The 26,355-nt window shown below is 60.5% G+C and carries 25 protein-coding genes and 1 tRNA gene; 15 read left to right on the plus strand and 11 right to left on the minus strand.

Annotated features, from left to right (window positions below; genetic code table 11):
• Positions 1-4: 4 nt before the first annotated feature.
• Positions 5-259, minus strand: coding sequence for a hypothetical protein (locus QMK50_RS05575; protein WP_320332728.1), 255 nt, complete (start codon positions 257-259; stop codon positions 5-7).
• A gap of 533 nt (positions 260-792) precedes the next feature.
• On the opposite strand from QMK50_RS05575, the gene QMK50_RS05580 reads away from it, so the two are divergent.
• The gene (locus tag QMK50_RS05580) at positions 793-1,026 is read left to right on the plus strand and encodes a hypothetical protein (protein WP_320332729.1); all 234 of its coding nucleotides are present in this window, start codon (positions 793-795) and stop codon (positions 1,024-1,026) included.
• Between the two features lie 489 nt (positions 1,027-1,515).
• Here the strand turns inward: QMK50_RS05580 and QMK50_RS05585 are convergent, their stop codons facing one another.
• The 4 genes from QMK50_RS05585 to QMK50_RS05595 all read right to left on the minus strand — a co-directional run bounded on the left by QMK50_RS05585 (position 1,516) and on the right by QMK50_RS05595 (position 4,125).
• Positions 1,516-2,286, minus strand: coding sequence for a hypothetical protein (locus tag QMK50_RS05585; RefSeq protein WP_320332730.1), 771 nt, complete (start codon positions 2,284-2,286; stop codon positions 1,516-1,518).
• A 150-nt stretch (positions 2,287-2,436) separates the two neighbouring features.
• Positions 2,437-2,808, minus strand: a complete 372-nt coding sequence (locus tag QMK50_RS27325; RefSeq protein ID WP_413787291.1) for a Rap1a/Tai family immunity protein — start codon at positions 2,806-2,808, stop codon at positions 2,437-2,439.
• 131 nt (positions 2,809-2,939) lie between these two features.
• Complete coding sequence (locus QMK50_RS05590; RefSeq protein WP_320332731.1) at positions 2,940-3,767, minus strand: short-chain dehydrogenase; 828 nt, start codon at positions 3,765-3,767, stop codon at positions 2,940-2,942.
• A 268-nt stretch (positions 3,768-4,035) separates the two neighbouring features.
• Positions 4,036-4,125: transfer RNA gene (locus QMK50_RS05595), tRNA-Ser, on the minus strand.
• A 308-nt stretch (positions 4,126-4,433) separates the two neighbouring features.
• Here QMK50_RS05595 and QMK50_RS05600 point away from each other — a divergent pair.
• From QMK50_RS05600 to QMK50_RS05610, 3 genes are all read left to right on the plus strand, one after another.
• The gene (locus QMK50_RS05600; protein ID WP_095165585.1) at positions 4,434-5,123 is read left to right on the plus strand and encodes a crotonase/enoyl-CoA hydratase family protein; all 690 of its coding nucleotides are present in this window, start codon (positions 4,434-4,436) and stop codon (positions 5,121-5,123) included.
• 302 nt (positions 5,124-5,425) lie between these two features.
• Positions 5,426-6,148, plus strand: a complete 723-nt coding sequence (locus tag QMK50_RS05605) for a 1-acylglycerol-3-phosphate O-acyltransferase (protein WP_159997166.1) — start codon at positions 5,426-5,428, stop codon at positions 6,146-6,148.
• 105 nt (positions 6,149-6,253) lie between these two features.
• Positions 6,254-7,225, plus strand: a complete 972-nt coding sequence (locus QMK50_RS05610) for a magnesium and cobalt transport protein CorA (protein WP_095165592.1) — start codon at positions 6,254-6,256, stop codon at positions 7,223-7,225.
• 21 nt (positions 7,226-7,246) lie between these two features.
• Here the strand turns inward: QMK50_RS05610 and QMK50_RS05615 are convergent, their stop codons facing one another.
• Positions 7,247-7,777, minus strand: coding sequence for a sigma-70 family RNA polymerase sigma factor (locus tag QMK50_RS05615; protein ID WP_256585398.1), 531 nt, complete (start codon positions 7,775-7,777; stop codon positions 7,247-7,249).
• A 273-nt stretch (positions 7,778-8,050) separates the two neighbouring features.
• Here QMK50_RS05615 and QMK50_RS05620 point away from each other — a divergent pair, with 273 nt between their 5' ends.
• The 4 genes from QMK50_RS05620 (at position 8,051) to QMK50_RS05635 (ending at position 15,210) form a co-directional block, all read left to right on the plus strand.
• Entirely contained in the window at positions 8,051-9,229 is a 1,179-nt protein-coding gene (locus QMK50_RS05620; protein ID WP_320332732.1) for an efflux RND transporter periplasmic adaptor subunit, read from the plus strand.
• A complete protein-coding gene (locus QMK50_RS05625; RefSeq protein ID WP_095165597.1) occupies positions 9,230-11,203 on the plus strand; it encodes a MacB family efflux pump subunit in 1,974 nt (657 codons plus the stop codon). It abuts the gene before it with no gap.
• Between the two features lie 7 nt (positions 11,204-11,210).
• Positions 11,211-12,596 carry an efflux transporter outer membrane subunit gene (locus QMK50_RS05630; RefSeq protein WP_320332733.1) on the plus strand — a complete coding sequence of 462 codons (1,386 nt, stop codon included), beginning with the start codon at positions 11,211-11,213 and terminating at the stop codon, positions 12,594-12,596.
• A gap of 154 nt (positions 12,597-12,750) precedes the next feature.
• Positions 12,751-15,210, plus strand: coding sequence for a TonB-dependent siderophore receptor (locus tag QMK50_RS05635; RefSeq protein ID WP_320332734.1), 2,460 nt, complete (start codon positions 12,751-12,753; stop codon positions 15,208-15,210).
• A gap of 83 nt (positions 15,211-15,293) precedes the next feature.
• Here the strand turns inward: QMK50_RS05635 and QMK50_RS05640 are convergent, their stop codons facing one another.
• Positions 15,294-16,469, minus strand: a complete 1,176-nt coding sequence (locus QMK50_RS05640) for an MFS transporter (RefSeq protein WP_320332735.1) — start codon at positions 16,467-16,469, stop codon at positions 15,294-15,296.
• Positions 16,470-16,603: 134 nt separating this feature from the next.
• On the opposite strand from QMK50_RS05640, the gene QMK50_RS05645 reads away from it, so the two are divergent.
• The 4 genes from QMK50_RS05645 (at position 16,604) to QMK50_RS05660 (ending at position 20,772) form a co-directional block, all read left to right on the plus strand.
• Positions 16,604-17,200: a TetR/AcrR family transcriptional regulator gene (locus QMK50_RS05645; RefSeq protein ID WP_320332736.1), complete on the plus strand. Its 597-nt coding sequence runs from the start codon at positions 16,604-16,606 to the stop codon at positions 17,198-17,200.
• Positions 17,201-17,272: 72 nt separating this feature from the next.
• Positions 17,273-17,818: an isopentenyl-diphosphate Delta-isomerase gene (gene idi / locus QMK50_RS05650; protein WP_095165605.1), complete on the plus strand. Its 546-nt coding sequence runs from the start codon at positions 17,273-17,275 to the stop codon at positions 17,816-17,818.
• 38 nt (positions 17,819-17,856) lie between these two features.
• Positions 17,857-18,837 carry a family 2 encapsulin nanocompartment cargo protein terpene cyclase gene (locus QMK50_RS05655; protein WP_143501122.1) on the plus strand — a complete coding sequence of 327 codons (981 nt, stop codon included), beginning with the start codon at positions 17,857-17,859 and terminating at the stop codon, positions 18,835-18,837.
• Between the two features lie 108 nt (positions 18,838-18,945).
• Positions 18,946-20,772: a glycoside hydrolase family 15 protein gene (locus tag QMK50_RS05660; RefSeq protein ID WP_320332737.1), complete on the plus strand. Its 1,827-nt coding sequence runs from the start codon at positions 18,946-18,948 to the stop codon at positions 20,770-20,772.
• A 24-nt stretch (positions 20,773-20,796) separates the two neighbouring features.
• On the opposite strand, the gene QMK50_RS05665 is transcribed toward QMK50_RS05660, so the two are convergent.
• On the minus strand, positions 20,797-21,771 hold the full coding sequence (locus QMK50_RS05665) for a GlxA family transcriptional regulator (RefSeq protein WP_159997182.1): 975 nt from the start codon (positions 21,769-21,771) through the stop codon (positions 20,797-20,799).
• Positions 21,772-21,877: 106 nt separating this feature from the next.
• On the opposite strand from QMK50_RS05665, the gene inhA reads away from it, so the two are divergent.
• Positions 21,878-22,561, plus strand: coding sequence for an isonitrile hydratase (inhA, locus tag QMK50_RS05670; protein ID WP_320332738.1), 684 nt, complete (start codon positions 21,878-21,880; stop codon positions 22,559-22,561).
• Between the two features lie 222 nt (positions 22,562-22,783).
• On the opposite strand, the gene QMK50_RS05675 is transcribed toward inhA, so the two are convergent.
• Both QMK50_RS05675 and QMK50_RS05680 read right to left on the minus strand, forming a co-directional pair.
• Entirely contained in the window at positions 22,784-23,602 is an 819-nt protein-coding gene (locus QMK50_RS05675; RefSeq protein WP_320332739.1) for an aminoglycoside phosphotransferase family protein, read from the minus strand.
• A 28-nt stretch (positions 23,603-23,630) separates the two neighbouring features.
• On the minus strand, positions 23,631-24,089 hold the full coding sequence (locus tag QMK50_RS05680) for an SRPBCC family protein (protein ID WP_159997188.1): 459 nt from the start codon (positions 24,087-24,089) through the stop codon (positions 23,631-23,633).
• A gap of 173 nt (positions 24,090-24,262) precedes the next feature.
• Here QMK50_RS05680 and QMK50_RS05685 point away from each other — a divergent pair, with 173 nt between their 5' ends.
• Entirely contained in the window at positions 24,263-24,679 is a 417-nt protein-coding gene (locus QMK50_RS05685) for a GFA family protein (RefSeq protein WP_320332740.1), read from the plus strand.
• Positions 24,680-24,734: 55 nt separating this feature from the next.
• Positions 24,735-25,133 (plus strand): lysozyme inhibitor LprI family protein, encoded by a 399-nt coding sequence (locus QMK50_RS05690; protein WP_095165617.1) that lies wholly within the window; start codon positions 24,735-24,737, stop codon positions 25,131-25,133.
• A gap of 95 nt (positions 25,134-25,228) precedes the next feature.
• Here the strand turns inward: QMK50_RS05690 and peaD are convergent, their stop codons facing one another.
• On the minus strand, positions 25,229-26,347 hold the full coding sequence (gene peaD, locus QMK50_RS05695; protein WP_320332741.1) for a quinohemoprotein amine dehydrogenase subunit beta: 1,119 nt from the start codon (positions 26,345-26,347) through the stop codon (positions 25,229-25,231).
• Positions 26,348-26,355 lie beyond the last annotated feature (8 nt).

Below are 26,355 nucleotides of genomic sequence, written 5' to 3' on the forward strand. Positions count from 1 at the left end.
TAAGTCACTCAACCTTTCGCTTGGCTAAGTACGCCAAGGCCAAGTTCAAGATAGTTGTGCGATACCGTTCAAGCACTTGTTCTTCACTTAGTTTGACAGTGCTTGGCTTGATAATGACATTATCACTATCAAACTTCTGTACTTGTTGTACACCTGCATACTGCCTTGCCTGCACTTCATGTTGCACATTTTTTTGCTTTGCTTTTTTCTCAGTAGCACGAGCAACTGATCTCATAATATGGTCAATATTGATACTCATATCCATTCTCTCGTTTAGTTATTGTTTTCTGTCTAAGCGACAGGGAATTCACTCGGTTAAAACAGCTACATGCTGTTGATTGAAGCTAGCCTGAGATAGCGCTGAAATCACCCTTTCCACCCTAGATTTACAAGGCTTCCAGACGTGCAAAAACGACAAGGTAGGCTTTGGCTACCACCGTACCAGTGAGGAACTGGTCAGATAGATCATTGTGAGCGTACCTTCTTTGCGAGGGATGACTTCAAAATCTCAAGGTAGGCGCCAACCACCAAATTTACGGCATGACCTTAGTTGTTTTGATTAATGAGAGGCATAATCTCATTCAGATTCGCAGTAGTACGAGCGTTAATGGATACCTTCCTTAGACAGCTCCAGTAATAATTGTTGTTTGGATCGCTCGCGTGATCATCGAGTGACATTGTCATACGGAACCTCCGATTTTATTAAATGGCTTGATTGATCGTGCAATAATCAACTGATTGATTAGAACACCAATATCGTCAGCATCAGATTTTAAGTGGTTGTATTGAAGTTTGCTAACCAGCACTTTGATTGATACAGGGCCAGCATTTGACAACCTCCACAAACTTGTTCTGCATGAATTGCTACAGGTTTTTGCATCACAGCGCCGATTGGCAATTGATTTCCCACAAACTGTACAGCTTTTTACTTTTGACATGCGTTCAGATACCTCCAAGGCATTGGTTAATAATCGTTTCAAATATGTGGCAGATGTTATTCTGGCCAATAAAAAAATGGCCAACTGAGAAGGTTGGCCATCTATTATGTTAGGCGAGAGAACAGGTTGTTAGTGAAGACTAGAGGGTGACTCACTAACAGGTATCACCGAAATGACTGAAATGGTGACTATCGTTCAGGCTACCGGAAAAACTATTAACGGAAGTGTGAAGATTGTTCTCTCTTGTAAGTTTCCATTTTAATACACTTAGATAGGATTTGTCAATAGATGTCAATAATTAAATGACATTTTAGTAAGCTATTTTATATTATGGAAATATCGTTAGGTATTTAACGATGCGCCTATTGAGTGCATCAAACAAAAACGATTGTTACTGCATGAAAACACCACCCAAAACCACGTTCTACTATCAGGGTATACAGACGTACCGGGTTGAGAGTAGCGTTGGTTTGATGGTGTTTTTTCGTTAGTGGCTTTAGTCCACGTCGCGGAGGGCGGGCGGGCGGGCGGGCGGGATGGGGGGGGGTTCCCAAACATTTTAGTGCACATTTTTTGGCTACTCTTTTCTAACGCCTTCCAGATTAATGTGATCCTTCATGAACTGGAAGAGCCGATTGGACTCTGACGTTATGGGCTTTGTATCGCAAAGCGAGTCGTAATATTGTCCAACATTATCATGGGCTAACTGTAAGTTCAGATGTTTACTATACTCATCCTCCATTCGTGAGCGAAATTCAGCGGGAGGCATTTTAAGCGCGATTGCCTCATGGCCCATTTCAATGACCTTATATAAAGAGCCTGTCAACACGGAGTCGAAATAGATCGAAAACAAAGCATATGTGGAACCCAATTCAACAATCACCTCTCTGAAAGTGGAATAGGTTGTTGCTGCCTTCGCTTGATAGTCAAGATAGATATCCCAGTGCCCCTTGTGAACTTTCTCATTCCCTTTGGCATGTGCCATTTCCGCCGCTGCACGAGCCATTTCACGATTAGACGCGTGAAGTTGGTGTATGCCAATCAGGTTGATCAACTTTGCGACATCCACTACAGCTTTCTTGAAAGTTTCAACTTTGAGCTTTGCTATCTCTTGTAGCAGTAAATAGTTTTGCTGGGACTTCCATATCTCTGACTTGTAGAGCTCCAACTGCTTTGAATACTCAGCCTTTACCTGTTCAATTTGGTCAGTGATATCAGCTATATCTTCTTTCGTCGCGAGATTCCTCCCTTTCTCCTTGATGTAGCCGGGAAGATAAAACTTAATGAGCAGCGCTACTATAGGAATTGAAACCAGCCAAACCACATCAGCTACTAACGAGATATCCATAAACCTCTCTCCATCATTTTCCATAGCTTATTAAATATAGAACACGCCCAGCCCGATACGCCCCCCCTTAGCTTCTACTATTATTGAGCCAAGTCTAATTCAAACCCTGCAAAAAATATCATTTCATCAATCGTTTTTCAGTCTGAATGTCTATTTGCAAGGGTAAGCAGTCTTGTATGCGAGATAAACTAGGTCACTATCCCGTTCGTGCAGCCTGTCCGGGTGATCTTGAAGATACTTGAGTACAATACGCATTCCTTGCCCATTCGTGATGCCGCTGGGGAAACAGGTTTGGTATTGCGGCGGAAGTTTCTCATTAACAAGCCTCATGGTGTGCCGCACGCCCTGTGTTATTCCCAGACAGAAAGACGCATCAGAGTAGGAGTTAAGCGTGGCCCCATTCGTAGCCTTTACACCATCCGCACACTGCTTAATTAATTCATTCCCATCCCCGCCTTCTGCCATAGCAGCCCCACTCCCCAGCATCCCCGCCAGTGCAACCACCGCCAACCCTACTTTCATTGCGCGCCCCTTAGTAGTTATGCTTGACTATAACAAGTACTAGCATCTCCTATCCTGACAGAGAATTTAGGGGCAAAACTCAATGCCCCTACCCCGCACCGGGGGAGGATGAAATGCTTAAACAGAAATGATCAGCAATCTAAGGGTCCAGTGCTAGAACGGGCCTCAGTTCCAGCTTTGCTGACTAATCCGTGAATGGCCTTCTTTGCCTGCTCTAGTTTTTGCCGCTTTGCCGCTGCGGCTAGCTTTTCATCTAGGACCAGCTCAATCCCCATTTTTACGACTGGGAACGCCGCTAGACACTCATTCTCTGTCAGCTCGTGTATGCCTTGACTAAGAATCTTGTACATCGAACGATTTTCAACAAGAAACTCAGGAAGGTGCCCCTCCAGCAGTTGTATCCGCTCTGCCATTCGCCCGTTTTGATAAGCATCATCATCCCAGCCGCTATCGGTTTTCGCGATCAGGTAAGCAGCATCTACAAGGTTTTCAAAGATTCGCCTCAGATAGACAAATGAGCCTACCCCTACACCGTGTGCAGCCAAGCCGATAGCTTTGGTGAATTCTCTGAAGTCCTCTTTACATAGCACAGCAGAGTACTGACGCACATCGTAGGTATTAAGGTCCGCAAGAGACGGGTACTGTCCGATTTTCTGCACCGTCCTGTCCTCAATGTTGAACAGGAAAAACAATTTATGGGCCGCATCCCTAGAGCACTTCAGCACGACGGCTAAACGCCTACTCCCCACCCATGCGTCGTGATCACGAGGGATGTCCCCAGTGATATGCAGATGGAAAATGCTGTGTGCATTACATCCGGGGCAGTAGGTGTCGATTGGCTCTCTAGAGAAGAATATGTTCCAGCCTGCTTCATCATCCTCCTCAGCAAAGGTGAATTCCTCATACAAGGGAAAGGCGGTACAGAACTCTTTTTTCGTGGGTGGAATCGGTGCGGTCATACGTGCTGCCCCTGCATGGCTAGACGGCTGGATGGCGTGTAATGGCACGATGGTATCGGGCTCTGAGGATTGATGCCAGACAGCCAAAAACTCACAATCGGACTAACGGGCAGTCATGGAAAAAATGCACAGAGAGGAGATAAAACCGAACAGCGAAGGGGTTAAGCGCGTAGCGAGATGAGGAGGGACGGGGAGTAGTACAACTGAGTAGTACAATCAGAAATTAAAAAGCCCCGCAAACCATTGATTTGCGGGGCTTTTCAGAATGTGGCGGTGAAGGAGAGATTCGAACTCTCGATACAGTTTCCTGTATACACACTTTCCAGGCGTGCTCCTTAAGCCACTCGGACACTTCACCGTATCTCTTCAAACAAGTTCTGTCTGTCGAGGCGCGCTAATGTAGTCGAAAGCTTTTCTGATGGCAAACATTTTTTTCAGAATTTTCATGCGCTTAAGAGATTTGTTCGGGCACGCGGTTTTGTGGGTAGGGCAAACCGGCCATTCTCCGGCCAGGGCCGTGCCTCTATATAGAGGGGAATGCCGGGTGGCCGTGGCTGGCCATGCCGGATGCAGCCGGTTTGGCTGACTGGCCGGTCAGTCATGGCGCTTTACCTGGCCGACGGCCATGGGTAACGTCTGCTGCACTTCAATACAAGGAATAGCGTCATGAGTGAGTTGATTTCCTACCACCTCGAAGACGGTATCGCGACCCTGACCTTGAGCAATGGCAAGGTCAATGCCATCTCCCCGGACGTGATCGCCGCGTTTAATGCTGCGCTGGACCAGGCCGTGACGGATCGGGCGGTGGTGATCATCACTGGCCAGCCGGGCATTCTCTCCGGCGGTTATGACCTGAAGGTGATGACGGCGGGTCCCAAGGAAGCCGTGAGCCTGGTGACTGCCGGTTCTACCCTCGCCCGCCGCCTGCTGGCCCACCCGTTCCCGGTGATCGTTGCGTGCCCTGGGCATGCGGTGGCCAAGGGCGCGTTCATTCTGTTGTCGGCTGACTACCGGATCGGGGTCGAGGGGCCGTTCAGCATTGGCCTGAATGAAGTGCAGATCGGCATGACCATGCACCACGCCGGTATCGAGCTGGCCCGTGATCGCCTGCGCAAGTCGGCGTTCCACCGTTCGGTGATCAATGGCGAGATGTTCGACCCGCAAGGCGCGGTGGATGCCGGCTTCCTCGACAAGGTGGTAGCGGCCGAGGAACTGCAAAGTGCTGCACTGGCGGCGGCCCGTCAGTTGAAGAAGATCAACATGACTGCCCACAAGAACACCAAGCTCAAGGTTCGCAAGGGCTTGCTGGATGCGCTGGACAGCGCAATCGTCCAGGACCAGGCTCACCTGGTTTAACGTCAGGCCTTGCACTTGCTCGCGATGGACTAAAAAACAACGCGTTTTTCCAGGTTTCACGCGTCATCGTTTACGTCCATCGCGAGCGCGCTCGCTCCTACAATGTTCGGCGTTGTCGCCAAGCATTGGGGTTTTTCCTACATCGGCAACCGAAAAGCGCTTAAACGCTCTAGCCCGCATCCATCAGCAGATGTTGGAAACATGCGCTTAAACATCGGCCATCTCCTACCTATATAGCGGCAATTGCCGAAAACAGTGCACATCCGTACACTGCGCCACCTTTTGCTCCGGTGGGCCTGTAGATGCTGTATCTGTTTCGTATGTTGTTGATGGGCCTGCATTTTGTTTTGGCGGGTGTGCTGGGTGTGTTGCTTGGGCTGTGCCGGCCGTTCAATCCGGATAACAGCCGATTGTGCGCCCGCCTCTATGCCTGGCCAGCGATGTGCATCCTGCGCCTGCGGGTCAAGACCGACGTCGACTCGCTGACCCACAAAAAGCAAAGCTGCGTGGTGATTGCCAACCACCAGTCCAACTACGACTTGTTTGTGCTCGGCAACGTGGTGCCCCACCGCACCGTGTGCATCGGCAAGAAGAGCCTGAAATGGGTGCCGCTGTTCGGGCAACTGTTCTGGCTGGCCGGCAATGTGCTGATCGACCGCGGCAATGCTCACAAGGCCCGCCAGTCGATGCTCACCACCACCCACACCTTGCAGCACAAAGATACCTCGATCTGGGTGTTCCCCGAGGGCACGCGCAACCTGGGCAAGGAGTTGCTTCCGTTCAAGAAGGGCGCGTTCCAGATGGCGATTGCCGCCGGCGTGCCGATCGTGCAGGTGTGCGTCAGCAACTACATCAACCACATGCGCCTCAATCGCTGGAACAGCGGCCAGATCCTGATCCGCTCGCTGCCGCCGATCCCTACCGCTGGCCTGACCCTGGATGACATGCCGCAACTGATCGCGCAGTGCCGCGAGCAGATGCGTGAATGCATCGAGGCCATGGACCACCAACTGCAAGCCGCCTGAGCGCCGAGCCCGCGCTCCGGTTTACCCTCGCCCCGACCTCCACAAGCAGGCTAAGCTGCACCCTGCTTGTCACTGCCATCGGCGAAGAAGAAGTGAATCGGAATTATGGGTAGAGTCGTTGCGGCCGCGGTCTACAGCGCCGGCAAGAAAGTCACCAATATCACCCTGGATGAAGGCGCGGCCTGGGCGGCAAAACCCGGCCACTTCGTCTGGATCGGCCTCGAAGAGCCGAGTGCGCTGGAGCTGGCCAACCTGCAACGCCAGTTCAACCTGCACGAACTGGCCATCGAAGACGCCCTGGAAAAACATAGCCGGCCCAAGCTCGAGACCTTCGGTGACGCGCTGTTCATCGTGACCTACTCACCAGTGCGCGAGAACGGCGTGCTGGAGTTCATCGAGACTCACATCTTTGCCGGCACGGGCTACATCATCACTTGCCGCAACGGCCACTCGGCCTCCTATGCTCATGTGCGCCAGCGCTGCGAGGCGCGCCCGCTGCTGCTGGAGCATGGCGAAGACTTCGTGCTGTATGCCCTGCTCGACTTCGTGATTGAAAACTACCAGCCGGTGGGCGAAGCGATTCACGGCGAAATCGATGCGCTGGAACACAACGTGCTGAACAGCGCCCTGAACGAGCGGGATATCCAGAACCTGCATGGCCTGCGTCGCGACGTGTTGCGCCTGCGTCGCTACGCCGCGCCCATGGTGGAGATCAGCGAAGAGCTGCAGAAGCTCAAGTTCCCGTTTATCGACAAGAACATGCGCCCCTACTTTCGGGACGTGCAGATTCATGTCACTCGGCAGATGGAGGACCTCACCACCCTGCGCGACATTGCCAGCCAGACCATCGAGATCGGGGTGCTGCTGGAGGCGTCACGGCAAAGCGTGGTGCAACGCAAGTTCGCTGCCTGGGCGGCGATCCTGGCGTTTCCGACGGCGGTGGCGGGGATCTACGGGATGAACTTCCAGAACATGCCGGAGCTGACCTGGCACTACGGCTATTTCGCGGTGCTGGGGTTTATCAGCGTGGGTTGCGTCGCGCTGTGGGGCAGCTTTAAACGCTCGGGGTGGTTGTAGCCTGCAGCGAGCGACAACCGCTCAAACCGCATCCCATTGGCGCATGCGCAAGCGGCAATGTTTCATGGCATTGACGATGTGCTTCTCCACCAGGCTGCGGGAAATGCCCAGGTGCTCGGCAATCTCGGGGTGGGACATGCCTTCGAGCTTGCGCAACAGGAAACTCTCGCGGCACAGCGGCGGCAGTTCAGCCAGGGCGCGCTGCAACAGCTCCATGCGCTGCGCTTGCGCGAGACTGTTCTGCGGCGACGGGCTATGAAAGCGTTCTTCGCTGTCGAGCACTTCCAGCGGTTCGGCCGCGCGCGCAACATTGCGCCGATGACCATCGATCACCAGGTTCAGGGCAGTGCGATAGAGGAAGGCGCGCGGCTGTTCGATCGGCGTGTCACTGGCGCGTTCCAGCACCCTCACGTAGGCGTCATGCACCGCATCTTCGGCCACCTGGCGGTTGCCCAGCTTGGCGTTGAGGAAACGCACCAGCTCGCGATAGTAGTTTTCCAACGTGACTCCCGACCGCTTTGATGAACGGTACCTGTCCTTGAACCTGGCCAACGCCTGAGGAAAACGATGGCGGCACGATGATGGCAAATCTGCGGCGTGTAATTTATAGTAATTCTCATATAGATTTAAAGCACTGCGTCGATTGCGCGGTAAATAATCCCGACGGGCAGCTGTAACCCTTTGTGTCAGCGCCTAAATTTGCCCGTCAATTCATCGTATTAAGGACAGTTCCCCGTAACTGCCGGGATTTCTGGCAGGGCCTGGCTGTGGTCGCGCTGTTTGCGCCAACCGGCAGGGGACGATTTCCATTGATCGGAACCCTGCATGAAACACCCGCGAAAGACCCGCCGTGCCTTGCTTTCAGGCCTTTGCCTGATCCCGGTTATTGCCCTGGCTGCCTGGCAGCTCAACGCCCCCGGCCGGGATCAGTTCGCCACGGTGCAGGTCAGCCGCGGCGACATCGAGAGTAGCGTCACCGCCCTTGGCACCTTGCAGCCACGGCGCTATGTCGACGTCGGCGCCCAGGCCTCGGGACAGATCAAGAACATCCACGTCGAAGTCGGGGATGTGGTCAAGGAAGGTCAACTGCTGGTGGAAATCGACCCCGCGACCCAGAACGCCAAGCTCGATGCCGGGCGCTTCTCCATCGACAACCTCAAGGCCCAACTGCAGGAACAACGCGCCCAGCACGACCTGGCCCGGCAGAAATACCAGCGCCAGCAGAACCTCGCCGCCGGCGGCGCCACCCGTGAAGAGGATGTGCAGACCGCCCACGCCGAACTGCGCGCCACCGAGGCTCGCATCCAGATGTTCCAGGCCCAGATCCGCCAGGCCGAAGCCAGCCTGCGCAGCGATCAGGCCGAGTTGGGCTACACACGGATTTACGCACCGATGGCCGGTACGGTAGTGGCGCTGGATGCCCGAACCGGCCAGACCCTCAACGCGCAGCAGCAGACGCCGTTGATCCTGCGTATCGCCAAACTGTCGCCGATGACCGTCTGGGCCGAGGTCTCGGAGGCTGATATCGGCCACGTCAAACCTGGTATGCAGGCTTACTTCACGACCCTCGCAGGCGGTGCGCGACGCTGGCAAAGCACGGTGCGGCAGATTCTCCCGGTGCCGCCCAAGCCCTTGGACCAGAGTGGCCAGGGCAGCGGTGGTGGCAGCCCGTCCAGCAGCGGTAAAAGCGGCAGCGCGCGGGTGGTGCTGTACACCGTATTGCTCGACGTCGACAACGCCGACAACGCGCTGATGGCGGAGATGACCACCCAGGTGTTTTTTGTCGCCGGTGCGGCGAAAGACGTGCTCACCGCCCCGGTTTCGGCCCTGCAGAACGGCGCCAGGGCCGGCAGCCAGAGTGTGCGGGTGGTCGCCAAGAACGGCAGCATTGAAGCTCGGGAAGTCAGCACCGGCCTCAGCGACCGCTTGCAGGTGCAGATCCTCGATGGCGTGAATGAGGGCGATCACCTGCTGATCGGTCCGGTCGACGGCAACGAGGGTTGAATGCAAACGCCGCTGATCGACCTCAAACACATCCGCAAATCCTACGGCGGCGGTGACGCCCCCGAAGTCCACGTGCTGCGCGGCATCGACCTGTCGATCCATGCCGGCGAGTTCGTGGCGATTGTCGGCGCCTCCGGTTCCGGCAAGTCGACGTTGATGAACATCCTCGGATGCCTCGATCGCCCGAGCGCCGGAGAGTACCGGTTTGCCGGGGAAAACGTCGCGCAACTGGACAGCGACGAACTGGCCTGGCTGCGCCGTGAAGCCTTCGGTTTTGTGTTCCAGGGCTACCACCTGATTCCCTCGGGCTCGGCCCAGGAAAACGTCGAGATGCCGGCGATCTACGCCGGCACCCCGGCCGCCGAACGGCATGCCCGCGCGGCCGCCCTGCTCGCCCGGCTGGGGCTGGCGGAGCGCACCGGCAACCGTCCCCACCAGCTCTCCGGCGGCCAGCAACAGCGGGTGTCGATTGCCCGCGCGTTGATGAACGGCGGCCATATCATCCTCGCCGATGAACCCACCGGCGCCCTCGACAGCCAGAGTGGCGCCGAGGTGATGACCCTGCTCGATGAACTGGCGAGCCAGGGTCACGTGGTGATCCTGATTACCCACGACCGCGAAGTCGCGGCCCGGGCCAAGCGCGTTATCGAAATCCGCGACGGGCTGATCATCAGCGACAGTGCCGCCGACAACCCGCAGGTCCAGCATTCGGCCAACCCCGGCGCCCTGCAGGCCGTCGACCTGCGCCAACGCCTGAGCCAGGGCAGCGCAGCCAGCGGCGCCTGGAAAGGCGAACTGCTGGATGCGGTGCACGCGGCCTGGCGCGTGATGTGGATCAACCGCTTTCGCACCGCCCTGACCCTGCTCGGGATCATCATCGGCGTGGCTTCGGTGGTGGTGATGCTGGCGGTGGGCGAAGGCAGCAAGCGCCAGGTGATGGCGCAGATGGGTGCCTTTGGCTCGAACATCATTTACCTCAGCGGCTCGTCGCCAAACCCGCGCACGCCCCCAGGGGTAGTTACCCTCAGCGACGTCGCGGCCCTGGCCCGCCTGCCGCAGGTCAAGCGCATCATGCCGGTCAATGGCGCCGAGGCTGGAGTGCGCTTTGGCAACGCCGACCACCTGAGTTACGTCGGCGGCAACGACACCAACTTCCCGGCGATCTTCAACTGGCCGGTGGTCGAGGGCAGCTACTTCACCGAGGCCGACGAGCGCAATGCCGCGGCGGTGGCGGTGATCGGCAAGAAGGTCCGCGACAAACTGCTCAAGGACGTCGCCGACCCGATCGGCCAGTACATCCTGATCGAGAACGTGCCCTTCCAGGTGGTCGGTGTGCTGGCGGAAAAAGGCGCCAGCTCCGGCGATCAGGACAGCGACGACCGCATCGCCATCCCCTACTCCGCGGCCAGCGTGCGCCTGTTCGGCACGTACGAGCCGGAGTACATCGCCATTGCTGCCGCCGACGCGCGCAAGGTCAAGGAAGCCGAACAGGCCATCGACCAGTTGATGCGCAAGCTGCACAACGGCAAGAAGGACTACGAGCTGACCAACAACGCAGCGATGATCCAGGCCGAGGCGCGCACGCAGAATACCCTGTCGCTGATGCTCGGCTCGATTGCCGCGATTTCCCTGCTGGTGGGCGGTATCGGGGTGATGAACATCATGCTCATGACCGTGCGCGAACGCACCCGCGAGATCGGCATCCGCATGGCCACCGGCGCCCGGCAACGGGACATCCTGCGCCAGTTCCTGACGGAAGCGGTGATGCTCTCGGTGGTTGGCGGCATTGCCGGGATCGCCCTGGCCTTGCTGGTGGGCGGCGTGCTGATCCTCAGTGAAGTGGCCGTGGCGTTCTCCCTGTTCGCGGTCCTCGGCGCCTTCGGCTGCGCCCTGGTCACCGGCGTAATCTTCGGCTTCATGCCGGCCCGTAAAGCTGCCCGGCTCGACCCGGTCACGGCCCTAACCAGTGAATGATCGACCTATGAAGCCGCCTTTGAGTCTGCTCTGCGCCTGCCTGCTGCTCAGTGCCTGCGGGACCCCCGCCGAGCGCCCGGACAGCGGCATCAGCGCGCCGCCCGCCTGGCAATCGCCCGTCAGCACCAAGCCCGAGAAAAGCCGCCAGCAATGGTGGGCCACGTTCGGCAGCCCGGAGCTCGAGAGCCTGATCGCCGAAGCGCAGCTCGGCAGCCATGACCTGGCAGCCGCCGTGGCACGGGTGCGCCAGGCGCAGGCGACGGCGGTGATCGCCGGTGGCCCGTTGCTGCCGGAGGTCAAGGCCGGATTGAATGCCAACCGCCAGAAGCTGCTGCGCGGCAATGGCTACAGCCAGCTGGACGCCGACAGCAGTAACCAGGCGGTGGACTACTTTGACGCCAGCCTCAGCGCCAGCTACGAGATCGACTTCTGGGGCGCCCGGCACGCCGCCCGTGACAGCGCGCTGCAAGGGGTGCGCGCCAGCGAGTTCGATCAGGCAACCGTCGAGCTGACTCTGCTCAGCAGCGTGGCCAACAGTTACAGCCAAAGCCTGTCGCTGGCCGAGCAAAGCCGCATCGCCGAGTTGAACCTGGGCAACGCGCAAAGCGTGTTGAAACTGGTGCAGACCCGCTACGATTCGGGGTCGGCCACAGCCCTGGAGCTGGCCCAGCAAAAGAGCCTGGTCGCGGCCCAACAGCGGCAATTACCGCTGGTGCAACAGCAGGCCGCAGAAGCCCGGATCACCCTCGCGGCCCTGCTCGGTCGCCCGGTGCAAGCGCTGCCGCGCAGCCACCTGAGCTTCGCCCAAATGAGCTGGCCGAGTATCGCCAGCGGGGTACCCAGCGACCTGCTCAGCCGCCGCCCCGACATCGCCCGCGCCGAAGCGCAACTGGCCGCCGCCCAGGCCGATGTCACCGTGGCCCGTGCAGCGCTGCTGCCCAGCGTCACCCTGAGCGCCAATATCGGCTCGGGTGCCGACACCTTCGGCGACCTGTTGCGCAGTCCGTTCTACAACCTCACGGCCGGGCTGGTGGCGCCGATCTTCAACAATGGCCGCCTGAGCGCCGAACGCGACCGCGCCACCGCGCGCCAGCAAGAGCTGCTGGAAAGTTATCGCGGGGCGATCATCAATGGCTTTGCCGACGTCGAAAAAGCCCTCACCAGCATCCGCGGCCTCGATGAGCAACGCCAATGGCAAGGCGAGGAACTGGCCCAGGCCCAGACCGCCTTCGACATCGCCCAGAGCCGCTACCAGGCCGGTGCCGAGGATTTGCTCAGCGTGCTGGAAACCCAACGCACCCTGTTCGCCGCCCAGGACTTGAACGTGCAACTGCGCCTGGCGCGGTTGCAGGCCAGCATTGGCTTGTACAAGGCGCTGGGGGGCAATTGGTGATGACACGGCAGGGCTGCGCGTCTGCATCACCGACCTGATTGTGAAAATTTCGTAAAAAACCTCATCAAGCCTTTCCGGTTTTTCCAAGGGCTCGCGTCTTACTAACAGAAGGTACAAATAATTCTCAGTCAACGCATTGAAGAGTAAAAGAATAATGCCCGCACCACACGGACTCCACCCACTGGCCAAGGCCCTGCTGATCCGCCATTCGTTTCGTCCACGGCTACCGACCCTGTGCGCCCTGGCACTGACCGCGCCGCTGATCGGCCAGGCCCAGGCGCAGGTGGTCGAGGTCAACATCCAGGCCCAGCCACTGGGTAGCGCGCTGCAGGAATTCGGTCGCCAGACCAACCTGCAAGTGCTGTACAGCCCGGACGATGTCGCCGGCCTGCGCAGCACCGCGATCAAGGGCAGCCTGGATTCCAACGCGGCAATCGCCCAGTTGCTGCAAGGCACCGGCATCAACTACAGCGTCCAGGACAATACCTTGACCCTGCGCACCCGCAGCAGCGCGAACTCGTTGGACCTGGACCCGACCAACATTTCTGCGACCCAGGAATCGGCATGGGGGCCGGTTGCCGGGATTGTGGCCAAGCGCAGCGGCACCGGGACCAAAACCGATACACCGCTGAATGAAATCCCGCAGACCATCAACGTGGTCACCGCCGACGAAGTCAAATCCCGTGGCGCGCAGACCGTCACCGAAGCGCTGCGCTATACCGCGGGCGTGACCGGCGGCGGTTTCTCCGACCGCGTGGGGATTTTCGACGAGCCGACCTCCCGCGGTTTCACCCCGACCCCGGTGTACCTCGACGGCCTGCACCTGCCCTACGGCGGCGGCAGTACCGGCGGCTCGCTGCAGATTGACCCCTACACCCTGGAGCGCATCGAAGTGCTCAAGGGGCCGGCCTCGGTGCTCTACGGACAAAACCAGCCAGGCGGGATCGTCAACCTGGTGGGCAAGCGCCCGACCGCCACGCCGCTGCATGAAGTGGTCCTGGGCACCGGCAGTTACGACCGCAAGTACGGCGCCTTCGACTTCGCCGGCCCGATCGACGACCAGGGCGAGTTGCTCTATCGCCTGACCGGCCTGGCCAGCGACGCTAACTCGAACATCGACTACGCCGACACCAACCGCATGCTGCTGGCGCCGAGCCTGACCTGGCTGCCGAACGAGCGCACCAGCGTGACCCTGTTCGCCCAGTACCAGAAAGACCGCGACACCCCGGAAGCCCAGGGCCTGCCGGCAGAAGGCACGGTGTTCAAGAGCCCCAATGGCAAGATCAGCCGCGACCTGTTCCTCGGTGAGCCAGGCCTGAACAAATACGACCGCGAGCAATTTGTGGTCGGCTATGACGCGGCCTACGAACTCAACGACATCTGGACCCTCAAGCAACGCACCAGCTACGCCTACGTGGATGACCAGTACGTCGCGCCGCTGCACGGCTACTCCTACATTCCCAACCCGGCCACCGGCGTTGCCGACAACCGCTACCAGAAACGCTTCGGCGTGGACTGGTCGCAGACCAACAAGGTCTACGGCATCGATAGCACCGCCCAGGCCAAGTTCAAGACCAGTGAGCTCGACCACACCGTACTGCTGGGCGTGGACTACTACCACTTCAACACCAAGTTCCTCGGCCTGTACGACCGCAACGGCCCGGCCATCGACCTGTTCAACCCGGTCTATGGCAGCGAGTTCACCTTCAGCCAACCGTACCGCTGGGACAACACCGTCAAGCAGACCGGCCTGTACGTGCAGGACCAGATGCGGTGGGACAAGTGGTTCCTGACCCTCGGTGGGCGTTATGACTACGCCACCACCGAAAACACCCAGCCAGGCAGCACCATGGCTGACACCAAGTCCACGGATGAGAAGTTCACCGGCCGGGCCGGCTTTGGCTACCTGTTCGAGAACGGCCTGACGCCCTACGTCAGCTACGCCGAATCGTTCCTGCCGCAAACCGGCGTGGACATGAATGAAAAAGCCTTCAAGCCAACCGAAGGCAAGCAGTATGAAGTGGGCGTCAAGTACGAGCCGACCGCGATCGACGGCTTCATCCAGTTGTCGGTGTACCAGATCGACCAGGAGAATATGCTGACCAACGACCTCGACAACCCAGGCTTCAGTATCCAGAGCGGCGCGGTGCGCTCGCGCGGCGTGGAGCTGGAAGGCAAGGTCAACGTCACCCAGAACCTGCGCGTGTTGGGTTCGGTGTCGCGCAACCAGATCAAGTGGCAGAGCACCAACGATGGTCGCGAGGGTCGCACCATAGCCATGAACCCGCCGCTGACCGCTTCGGCATGGGTTGACTACAGCTTCGACCACAGCGCCCTCGCCGGTCTCGGCGCTGGCCTGGGCGTGCGTTACGTGCGCAGCAGCTACGGCTCTGACTACGAGGAGGATTCATTCCAGATTCCGTCCTACACCGTGTACGACGGCATGCTCTCCTACGACCTGGAAAAATCCCCCCTGCGGGTCAAAGGCGTGAAGGTCAAACTGAACCTGGAAAACATCGAAGACAAGAAATACGTCGCCGCCTGCAACAGCACGCTGGACTGTTACTACGGCGAAGGTCGCACCGTCACGGCGGACATGACCTACAACTTTTAAACCGGCAACCGCAAACGCCGCTGCCCCAGGAATGGGCCAGCGGCGTTTTTGTTATGGGAGCCATGCAGGCCAAGCAGTCCTGATCACGCAGGCAAGCGACGATAGCTCTGGACTGCCGCCCCCAGCACCACCGCCCCCGCGACAATCGCCAGCCAGAATCCACTGCGTGCACCAAAGGCGTCCACCAGCCAGCCGGAACCGGCGGCGCCGATGGCCACGCCGATGCTCAGGCCGGTCACCAGCCAGGTCAGGCCCTCGGTGAGCTTGGCCGGCGGCACGATGCGTTCGACCAGGGCCATGGCGACAATCAGGGTCGGGGCAAAAAACAGCCCGGCGATGAATACCGTCAGTGCCAGCCCGACAATGTTGCTCGCCAGCAGCAACGGCAGCGTGGTCAGCGCCGTCGCCACCCCGCCATAGAGGAACAGGCGCGGCAGCGGCACCTCGGTTTTCAGCGCACCAAATGCCAGGCCCGCCAGGCAGGAGCCGATGGCATACACCGAGAGCACGATGCTCGCCGCCGCCGGCTGCCCTTGCTGTTGGGCGAAGGCCACGCTGACCACGTCAACCACGCCGACGATAGTGCCCAGGGCGACCATCAGCAGGATCAACCAACGCACGTGCACCGAGGCAATGGCCGAGCCGGGTTGCGCCTGGTCATGGGGATGCACGCCATGCTCGGTGCTGCGCTGCAGGACAAACGCACTGACCCCGATGGCCAACGCCAGCAGTGCCGCCAGCGGTCCGGCCTCGGGAAAGGCCACCACGCACAGCCCCACCGAGAGCGGCGGGCCGACGATAAAACAGACCTCGTCCAGCACCGACTCCAGGGCGTAGGCGGTCTGCAATTGAGGCTTGCCGCGGTAGATCTCGGTCCAGCGCGCCCGCACCATCGCCGACATGCTCGGCATGCAACCGGCCAACGCGGCGAATACAAACAGGGTCCAGTGCGGCGCCTGCAAGCGGGTACAGAGCAACAGCAGCAACAGCGCACCACCGCCAAGCAACGCGGCGATGGGCAACACCCGGCCCTGACCGTAACGGTCGACCAGGCGCGACACCTGGGGAGCACACACCGCCGTGGCCAAGGCAAAGGTCGCGGCCACGGCACCGGCCAATGCATAACCGCCGTGCAGCTGCGACAACATGGTGATCAGGCCGATGCCGGTCATGGAAATCGGCATGCGCGCAATCATCCCGGCCAGCACAAAGGCCCGGCTGCCGGGTGCCTTGAACAAGGCCGAATAGGGGTTTGCCATCGGGTTCCATCCTCTTTTGGGGCATGCAACTTGCCATAAAGCGTCGACGTGGTAAAAATACATACGCCGCGTATGTACAAAATCATGCAAACATACGCACCGTATGTCAAACCGAAAAAACCGTGAGGGACACCATGGGCCAGCGACCACGCGCCGAAATGATCGAGCAGACCCGCGCCAAATTGATCAGCAGCGCCCGCCACGCCTTCGCCACCCTGGGCTATGGCGCCACCTCAATGGACGACTTGACCGCCGACGTTGGCTTGACGCGTGGCGCGTTGTATCACCATTTTGGCGACAAGAAAGGCCTGCTGGCGGCGGTAGTCGCGCAGATCGACGGCGAAATGGACGCCCGGCTCGACGCCATCTCAGCCGTTGCCAGCGACCCCTGGAGCGGCTTCTGCCAGCGCTGCACCGCGTACCTGCAGATGGCCCAGGAAACCGAGATCCAGCGCATCATGCTGCTCGATGCCCCGGCCGTGCTGGGCGACCTGACACTGTCGCTGCAAATGGACTGCATCGCCACCCTCACCCGCCTGCTCGAACAGTTGATGGAGCGGCAGACCATCGCTGCCGCCCCACCCCAGGCCCTGGCACGCCTGATCAACGGCAGCCTGGTCCACGCCGCCCTGTGGATCGCCCGCGATCAAGCTCCCGCCGAACGCCTGGACGAAGCGTTGGCAGCTCTGGAGCTGATGTTGCGCGGCTTGCTGTTAGCACCGCGGACCTGACAGTTCTGACAGTAGGCAGGATCGAAACTTTGCGCCACAGTACGAGCGAAACCGGTCACGTGGAGCCAGGCAATGGAAGAATCGCTGATTCTGGTTGATCTGCAAGACCGCGAGATCGGCTCGGCAGGCAAACTCTACGCCCACCAGCAAGGCCTGCTGCACCGGGCCTTCTCGGTGTTCATTTTCGATAGCAACGGCCGCCTGCTGTTGCAGCAACGAGCCTTGGGCAAGTACCACTCCCAGGGGCTGTGGACCAATACCTGCTGCGGACACCCGCGGCCCGGGGAGCGTACACGTGCGGCGGCCAGGCGCCGGCTGCACGAGGAAATGGGCCTGCGCTGCCGGCTCACGCCGGTCACCACCCTGCTCTACCACGAGCCGGTGTCGAATCAACTGATCGAACACGAGTACGACCATGTATTCGCCGGTATCAGCCGCTGCGCGCCCCTTGCCAACCCCGAGGAGGCCCACGCCTGGCGCTGGCAGAAACTCGCCGACCTGGATCGCCTCATCGCAGCCAGCCCAGAAATGTTCAGCGTCTGGTTCGTGCGGATCTTTCAGCAGGTTGGCCCCGGCGGATTGCGACGCTGGAAGGAACTCGCCCAGCGCCAGTGCTGAGCAGCGAACAGCGAAAGCTGCCGGTGAGGTAGAACGCCATGAGCCATTCCCTTGATCTTCCCTGGGTGATACCGCCCCTGCACTGCCCCGAACCGGTACGGATAAACGAGCCGCTCGGGCAGCAGGTCGACACATTGCTGATCCCCTGGGTCGAGCAAGTCGGCATTTTCGCCGGGCAGATGCCGAAATTGCGTGGCGCGCAGTTCGGTCGCTTCGCCATGCTGTGCCATCCGGACACCGACGCACCCGAGCGCCTCTTGCTTTCAGCGCAGTGCATCGCCGCGCTGTTCGCGGTGGATGACTACTACTGCGATGACGAGCAGTGTGGATCGGTGCCGGAGTTGGTGGGCGCACGCCTGTCCCTGGCATTGGCTGCCCTGGAGCCTGCGCACCTGAGCTATGAGTTTGCGCCCGATCTGCACCAGGCCCTGAATGCCGACCCCGTGCTCAAGGGGTTACGTGCCTACATGGCGCGTGTAGCGGGGTTCGCCACGCCGGCGCAAGTGGCCAGGGTCCGACACGAGATCATCGCCATGTTCGTGACCATGGGGGCGGAAGCCTCGTGGCGCATGACCAAACAACCACCCCGAGTCTGGGAGTACTTGGCCCACCGCCAGGTCAACAGCTTCCTGCCGTGCATGTCGCTGATCGACGTCATCGGCGGTTATGAACTGCCGGCCAATCTCTACTCCGCGCCCTTGGTGCGCCGGGTCACCACACTCGCGGCCAGTGCCACCATCCTGGCCAACGACCTCTATTCCGCCCACAAGGAAAGCCTCACCGAGCAGGAGGACTTCAACCTGCCGCGGCTGTTGGCCGCCCAGCAGCACTGCTCGCTAGCCGACGCCATGGGCCTGGCGGCGAAGATCCATGACGACGTCGTGTATGCCTACGAGGCGGCCGAACAGCGGGTGTTGCCAGGGGCCAGTTGGGAACTCGAGCGATTTCTCGGCGGGGTCAAAGCCTGGGTCGCCGGCAGTCGCGAGTGGCACCAACGCAGCGGGCGCTATCAGGGATGAACGACGAGCGCAGCGGCGACCCCAACGCAAATAAACCGATCTGAACCTGAACTCCCCCGCCTTTGCGTCAGTCTGCTGAATACGCTCTTTGTGCGAGGCTGACTGGACATGGCTGATCATCGTGACGAACGCCAAAGCGCGATCGACGCCCACGGCATCATTGGCGACCTGCGCAGTGCCGCGCTGGTCAACGACAAGGGCAGCGTGGATTTCTTCTGCTGGCCGGAGTTCGACAGCCCGTCGATCTTCTGTTCGTTGCTGGACACCCCCAAGGCGGGGATTTTTCAGCTGGCCCCCGACCTGCCGGACGCGCGCCGCGAACAGATCTACCTGCCTGACACCAACGTGCTGCAAACCCGCTGGCTGAGCGCCCGGGCGGTGGTGGAAATCACCGACCTGCTGGTCATCGGCGACAGTGAAGATGACCTGCCGTTGCTGATTCGCCGGGTGCGCATGGTCAGCGGCAGCGCCACCTTCGACCTGCATTGCGCGGTGCGCCACGACTACGCGCGCGCCGCCACCACGGCACGGGAGGACGGGCCGGACATCTGCTTCGAAGCCCCGCAACAGCCAAGTCTGCGCCTGCGCGCCAGCCAGCCCCTGCAGCTAGTAGACAACGCCGCCAGCGCCCGCTTCGAGTTGCAGCAGGAGCAGAGCGCCGAGTTCGTCCTCGGCGCCCTCGATGACCCGCGCTGGCAGGCCGACAACACTGACCTGTGCCTGCAGCGGACCGTGAAGTTCTGGCGCGACTGGATCGGCAAATCCACCTACCGCGGACGCTGGCGGGAGATGGTCAACCGCTCGGCGCTGGCACTGAAGTTACTGACCTCACGCAAGCACGGCGCGATCCTCGCCGCCGCCACCTTCGGCCTGCCGGAGACCCCGGGCGGCATCCGCAACTGGGACTACCGCTACACCTGGATCCGCGACGCCTCGTTCACCGTCTACGCCTTCATGCGCCTGGGTTTTGTCGAGGAAGCCAATGCCTACATGCGTTGGTTGCGCGGGCGGGTCAGTGACTGTCAGGGCCAGCCGACCCGGCTGAATATTCTGTATGGCATCGATGGTCGCCAGGAACTGCCAGAGAGCGAACTCAGCCACCTGAGCGGCCACGGCAACGCGCGGCCGGTGCGCATCGGCAACCAGGCCTACGATCAGGTGCAACTGGATATCTTCGGCGAACTGATGGACGCGGTGTACCTGGTCAACAAGTACGGCGAGGCGATCTCCCATGAGGGCTGGAAACACACGGTGGAAGTGGTCGATCAGGTCTGCGACACCTGGCAGAGCGAGGATGTCGGCATCTGGGAAATGCGCGGCGAGCAGCACCACTTCCTGCATTCGCGACTGATGTGCTGGGTCGCACTGGACCGGGCAATCCGCCTGGCCTCGAAACGCTCGCTGCCGGCGCCGTTTGCCCGCTGGGACCAGACCCGCCAGGCAATCTACGCCGACATCTGGGACAACTTCTGGAACGCCGAGCGCGGGCACTTCGTGCAGCACCTCGGCGGCACGGCCCTGGATGGCTCGATGCTGTTGATGCCGCTGGTGCGTTTTGTCAGCGCCAAGGACCCGCGCTGGCTGTCGACCCTGCAAGCGATCCAGAAATCCCTGGTGCGCGACGGCATGGTCTATCGCTACCACAACGACGACAGCCAGATCGACGGCCTCAGCGGCACCGAAGGCGCGTTTGCCGCGTGCTCGTTCTGGTACGTCGAATGCCTGGCCCGCGCCGGCCAGTTGGACAAGGCCCACCTGGAGTTCGAACAACTGCTGCGCTACGCCAACCCACTGGGGCTATACGCCGAAGAGTTCGACAGCCACGCCCGCCACCTGGGTAATACCCCACAGGCCCTGACCCACCTGGCGCTGATCAGCGCAGCGTGTTTTCTTGACCGCAAATTGAGTGGGGATGACGGGTACTGGCAGCCGTGAGGGTTTAGGGCGCGCACCCCAAGATCAAAACACCCGCGAAAACCGCTCCCGATACACCTGCGGCACAACCCCCATGACCCGCAGAAAACCACGCCGCAACGTCTCCTCACTGCCGAACCCACACTGCACCGCGATGCGTTTGATCGGCAGCGCAGAATCACTCAACAGCCGGCGCGCAGTTTCCACCCGGATCCTCTCAATGGCACGTGCTGGGGTCTGCCCAGTGTCGGCGCGGTAGTGGCGGATAAAGCTACGTTCACTCATGCCCGCTTGCAGCGCCAGTGCCGGGATGCCGAGGTCGAGGCTGAGGTTGTCGGCGATCCAGGCGTGCAGGTCGTCGAAGCGATTGCCCTGCTGTTGCAGGTCCAGGGTCACGCTGAACTGTGCCTGGCCCCCTGGGCGCTTGAGGAACACCACCAGTTGCCGGGCGACTTCCAGGGCCATCGCGCGCCCCAGGTCGGCCTCCACCAACGCCAATGACAGATCGATACCGGCTGTCACCCCGGCCGAGGTCCAGACCGGGCCATCGTTGATGAAGATTGGGTCGGGCTCGACCTGCAGGCGCGGGTGTTGCCGGGCCAGTTGCTCGCAACGGGTCCAGTGGGTCGCCACTCGCCGCCCATCGAGCCAGCCGCTGGCCGCCAGCAGAAAAGCCCCGGTGCAGACCGAAGCCACCCGCCGCGAAACCCTCGCCTGCTGGCGCACCCACTCCACCAGCGCGAGGTCCTGGGCCGCCGCATACACCCCCCAGCCACCGGCGATGATCAGGGTGTCGGAGGCTGTATCCGGCAAGGGTTCGGCGAGCAAGGCCAGACCGGCCGAAGACAGCACCGCCCCACCACCCGGGCTGATCACCTGGGGCGCATAGGGTGTCGGCATCCCGCGCTGGGCCGCAACATCATTGGCCGAGGCAAAGACCTGCAGCGGCCCGGTGACGTCCAGCAGTTGCACCTTGGCGAAGGCCAGCACATGAATGGGTTTCGGTGGAGTGGTGAACATTGGCGTAATTCGAGGGCTGATTGGCGTGTACGCCAAAGACTAGAAGCCTAGAGTCAAGTCGTCCACCCCTGCCGGGGACGAATTTACCAACCCAGGAGAGAGCGCCATGCCGTTGCAGATCGGTTTTCTGTTGTTCCCACAAGTGCAGCAACTGGACCTGACGGGGCCCTACGATGTGCTGGCGTCGTTGCCGGACGTGCAGGTGCACCTGATCTGGAAAGACCTCGCGCCGGTGACGGCCAGCACCGGCCTGGTGCTGCAGCCGACCCGCCGTTTCGCCGACTGCCCGGACCTGGATGTGTTGTGCATCCCCGGTGGCAGCGGTGTCGGGCCGTTGATGGAAGATGCGCAGACGCTGGCGTTCATCCAGGCCCAGGCAACCAAGGTGCGCTACCTGACCTCAGTGTGCACCGGTGCCCTGGTGCTGGGTGCCGCCGGCCTGCTCAAGGGCAAACGTGCGACTACCCACTGGGCCTATCACTCGTTGCTTGGCCTGCAGGGGGCGATTGCGGTGCAGGAGCGGGTGGTGCGCGACGGAAACCTGTTGACCGGTGGCGGGATCACCGCCGGGATCGACTTTGCCCTGACCCTGGCGGCTGAACTGTATGGCGATGACGTCGCGCAACTGGTGCAGTTGCAGCTCGAGTACGCACCCGCCCCGCCCTTTGCCTCGGGCGAACCGCAGACCGCGCCCGAGGCCGTACTGCAACGGGCCAGGCAACTGGCCGCCGACTCGCTCGCCCAGCGCACGCTGATCACCCAGCGGGCGGCAGCCAGATTGAGCGAGTGAAGGGTGGACCGGCACTTTATCGCACCCATAAAAAAACCCGCCGAAGCGGGTTTCAAGACCATGACGACATCCTGTCGCTGCGTTCCTTGCATATGGCCGATCATCCATGACCCTGAGTACATCCTGTGCTCAGTCGATGGGTGAAGATTACGCTTCGGATCCAATGCGTAATAGACGACATAGCCAGTAACACGTGTAAGACATTCGCCATAAGAACGAAGGTCAACCACCCTCGGGTTGTCCAACTTCCAAGGCCAACAATGCGAGATCTGCCACCTGCAGTTGCTTGTCGGCCGCGAGCACGTCGTGATCCTCCAGGAACCAGGCGGCGGACAGGCCGGCAAACGCCAGGACCCACTGCAGTAACCGCCGCCGTTCCAGCCCTGCCTGCGCCGCGACCAGCGCCACTTGCCGGGTAAAACGTAGCGGGTCGGCGGCGCTCGGCAGGTCCGGGTTGCAGATCAGGTTGGCGTAGTCGTAGGTGCGTTCGCCGGTCACCCGCTTCGGGTCTATCGCCAGCCAGCCCCGCAGGCCGAAATCGAGGATGTTGCTGTGGTGCACATCGCCGTGCAGCACGACGACTTCCTGGGGCGTGGCCAGCAGGTACTCTGCGCAGGCCAGGCACTGGCGCAACCGCCCGCCATGGCGGCGCGCCGCCGGGGCCAAGGAGCGAAACCATTGCCGCATGTCGACCAATGGCGGCAGCGGTGCCGAACGGGGTGCATGCAGGCGCGCCACGGCGTCACAAATGATCCGGCTGGCCTGGTCGTCCGCCCCGTGCATAGCCATGTGCAGCAGCGAACGCCGGCCTTCGGCCCGCTCCAGCAATAGCGCCGCACCGTCATGGGCGTAGACCCGGGCAGCACCCTCTCCCGCCCACCAGCTCATCAACAGGTTGCCGAACTTTTCTTCGTCATCGAGGGCGATTTTCAACATCGCCGGCGTCCCCTGGTAACGCACCGGGAGCAGGCGGCTGCCCAGGGTGATGATGGGCTCCCCTGCGGGGAGCAACTGCCATTGGCTTAGGTAGGGTTCAAACATGCGGGGTAATTCAAGGCTCAGCGGGGGTTCAAGGGGTGGCGAGGTAGGTCTCGATATTGTTCATTTGCTCGTCCCAGCCGCGACTGTTCATGCGAAAGGCCTTGAGACGACGCTCTGCCGGGATCTTATCAAACCCCGACTCGACCACGTGCAACAAGGTGCCAGCGTCCATGTCCTCGAGTTCGAACTGCACCAGGGTCGTCGGCTCGCCAGAATAGTCGGTGCCTGGGTCCACGGCATAGGGGTGCCAGCGGAAGGCGAACACCCGCTCCGGCTCGACCCGCATGACTTCGACATCCCACACCATGTGCTCATAGCCTGGGTAGGTAATCTGCCCCTGGGTCCGCGCGCCGGCGACGAAACGCTTGCCCTCCAGGGCCACGCCAAACCACTGGCCAAAGGCTTCGGCATTGGCAATCACGCGCCAGACGGTCGAGCGCGGGGCCTTGAGCAGGATCTTTCTTTCGATGCGATCTGATGTGTGCATTGAGCACCTCCTGTGATGAACACTAGGCGCGGACGACCGAACGAGCAATCTTGCCGTTGCATTCAACAGATCCGACTCGCAGTAACGTCCATCGTTCCGAGCCCCGACAGGCCCCGGCCAACAGTGGTAACGTCAGCTTTCTACCGCTCGTCAGTCCCGTAAAGGAATACCCCATGCCCACACTCCACGGCAGTTGCCTGTGCCAGGCCATCGCCTATGCAGTCGACAGCCTCGACATGCCGATCAGCCATTGTCACTGCCATACCTGCCGCAAGGCCCATGCGGCGCCATTCGCCTCGACTGCGGGGGTCATGCGTGAGCATTTTCGCTGGACCCGGGGTCTTGAGCTGCTGTCCTGCTTCGAGTCCTCGCCCGGCAAGCTGCGGCATTTCTGCTCGCGCTGCGGCAGTCACCTGATGGCCGAGCGCCCGGCCCAACCCCATGTGATCGTGCGGGTCGCGACCCTTGATGACGAGCCGGGCCAGAAACCCCAGGCCCATATCTGGACCTCCCACGATGTGCCGTGGCTGGCCCATCAAGGCGTGGTCGAGTGCGCACAATGGCAGCCACCGGATGACACCGGACGCTGAAGATTTGGCCTCTGATCTACACTCACCCAACTTTTTAGCGCCAGCGAGTTTTCCCATGCGTACCGTTTTTCTTCTAAGCCTCCTGCCGCTATTGGCTGCCACTGGCGTCCAGGCCGATGACTGCGCCAACGCCAGCAACCAGAGCACGCTGAATGAGTGCGCGGCCAGGCAATACAAACAGGCCGACGCCCGGCTCAACACGCTGTACCAACAGATCAATGGCCACCTGAAGGACAACCCGCAAGGTAAAAAAAGCCTGCTGACGGCGCAACGCGCGTGGTTGGCGTTCCGTGATGCCGAGTGCACCTTTGCTGCGTCTGGGGTCGAAGGCGGTAGCGTTTACCCGCTGATTCACAACCAATGCCTGGCGGACCTGACGCAAAAACGCGCCGAGACACTCAAGGGCTACCTCGACTGCCAGGAAGGCGACCTCAGTTGCCCGGTGCGTTCCTGATCGCTGGATGGGCCCAGGCCACCAGTGGCCCTTTAAAAACCGCCTGCCGGGGTTTAAAGGGCCACTGATGTTTCACGTCAAGAGCATGAGCCCGTTTACCGGGTAAAGACCTGCGCCGTGGTGATCGCCATGTCGCCGCCCGGCAGCTTGATGTTGCCGATCTGCTGCATGGTCTCGGGGTCGAAGATCGCCACGTCGTTGAAGGTCCCGGCCAGGTAGATCTTGCTGCCAGCCTTGTTGAAGGAAATGCAGTAGTAGGAGTGGTCCAGGGTCGCCGCCTGAATCAGCTTCTTCTGCTTGATGTCGTACTTGGCCAGGCGATTGAGCACGCCGAACATCAGGTTGGGGTCCTTGGGCGAGCGCATGCCACTGAAGTAGATTTCGGTCAGCGGGCCGAAGTCGGTGGTCTCGGTCTTGCCGGTCTTCAGGTCGACGCTGAACAGGCCGTAGAGGTACTCGGCGGTGGCCGGGTCCTGTTTCTTGTCCTTGAATTTCGCTGCGGTGTAGAGCAGCGAGAAGTCATGGCGATAGGTCTGCTGGTTCCACACGTAGAGCACGTCCGGCGCGCTGTAGTTGGGGCGTTTCCAGTGTCGGCTGGGGATCAGCACGTCGAACTTGCCGGTCTGCACATTGACCTTGTAGACATCCGCACCGGCCACATACAGGGTGCCGTCGTCGCCACTCTGCATGATGGTCAACTGGCGAGGCGCCGGGAAACTGCGCACCGGCTTGGCGCTGGCACCGGCGTCGGTGGCGTAGACATCCAGGCGGGGCGCCTGCACTTCGTAACGGTCGTTGAGCATCCGCGTCGGGTTGGCGATGGTGTAGAGCTCCTTGCCGTCGTGGCTGACGGTAAAGGCAAACATCGAGCGGGCCTTCTCCCCCGATTGCTGGGTGATGCTGGCGTGGAATACCTGCTTGCAGCTGTCCAGCTCGATGCCATAGACATCCGCATAGTGGTTGTTGAGCACGTAGGCGGTCTTGCGATCCGGCGACAGCTGGATGGTCCCGGGGCCGAAGGCATCGGGCAGCTTGCAGGACTTGTACAGAGTGTCGGTCTGCAGGTCGATGACGTGCAGGTTGTTGGGGTAATTGGTGGTCACCATGTATTCGTGACCGGCGTTGAGCGCCAGGTTTTCATCGGCCAGAACACTGAGCGAATAACTGCCCAGGAAGGCGAAAGCGGCCAGGCCGCAGGCTTTGGTACGAAGCATGCTGGAAT

The sequence above is a fragment of the Pseudomonas sp. P5_152 genome (assembly GCF_033989915.1).
Taxonomy (GTDB): domain Bacteria; phylum Pseudomonadota; class Gammaproteobacteria; order Pseudomonadales; family Pseudomonadaceae; genus Aquipseudomonas.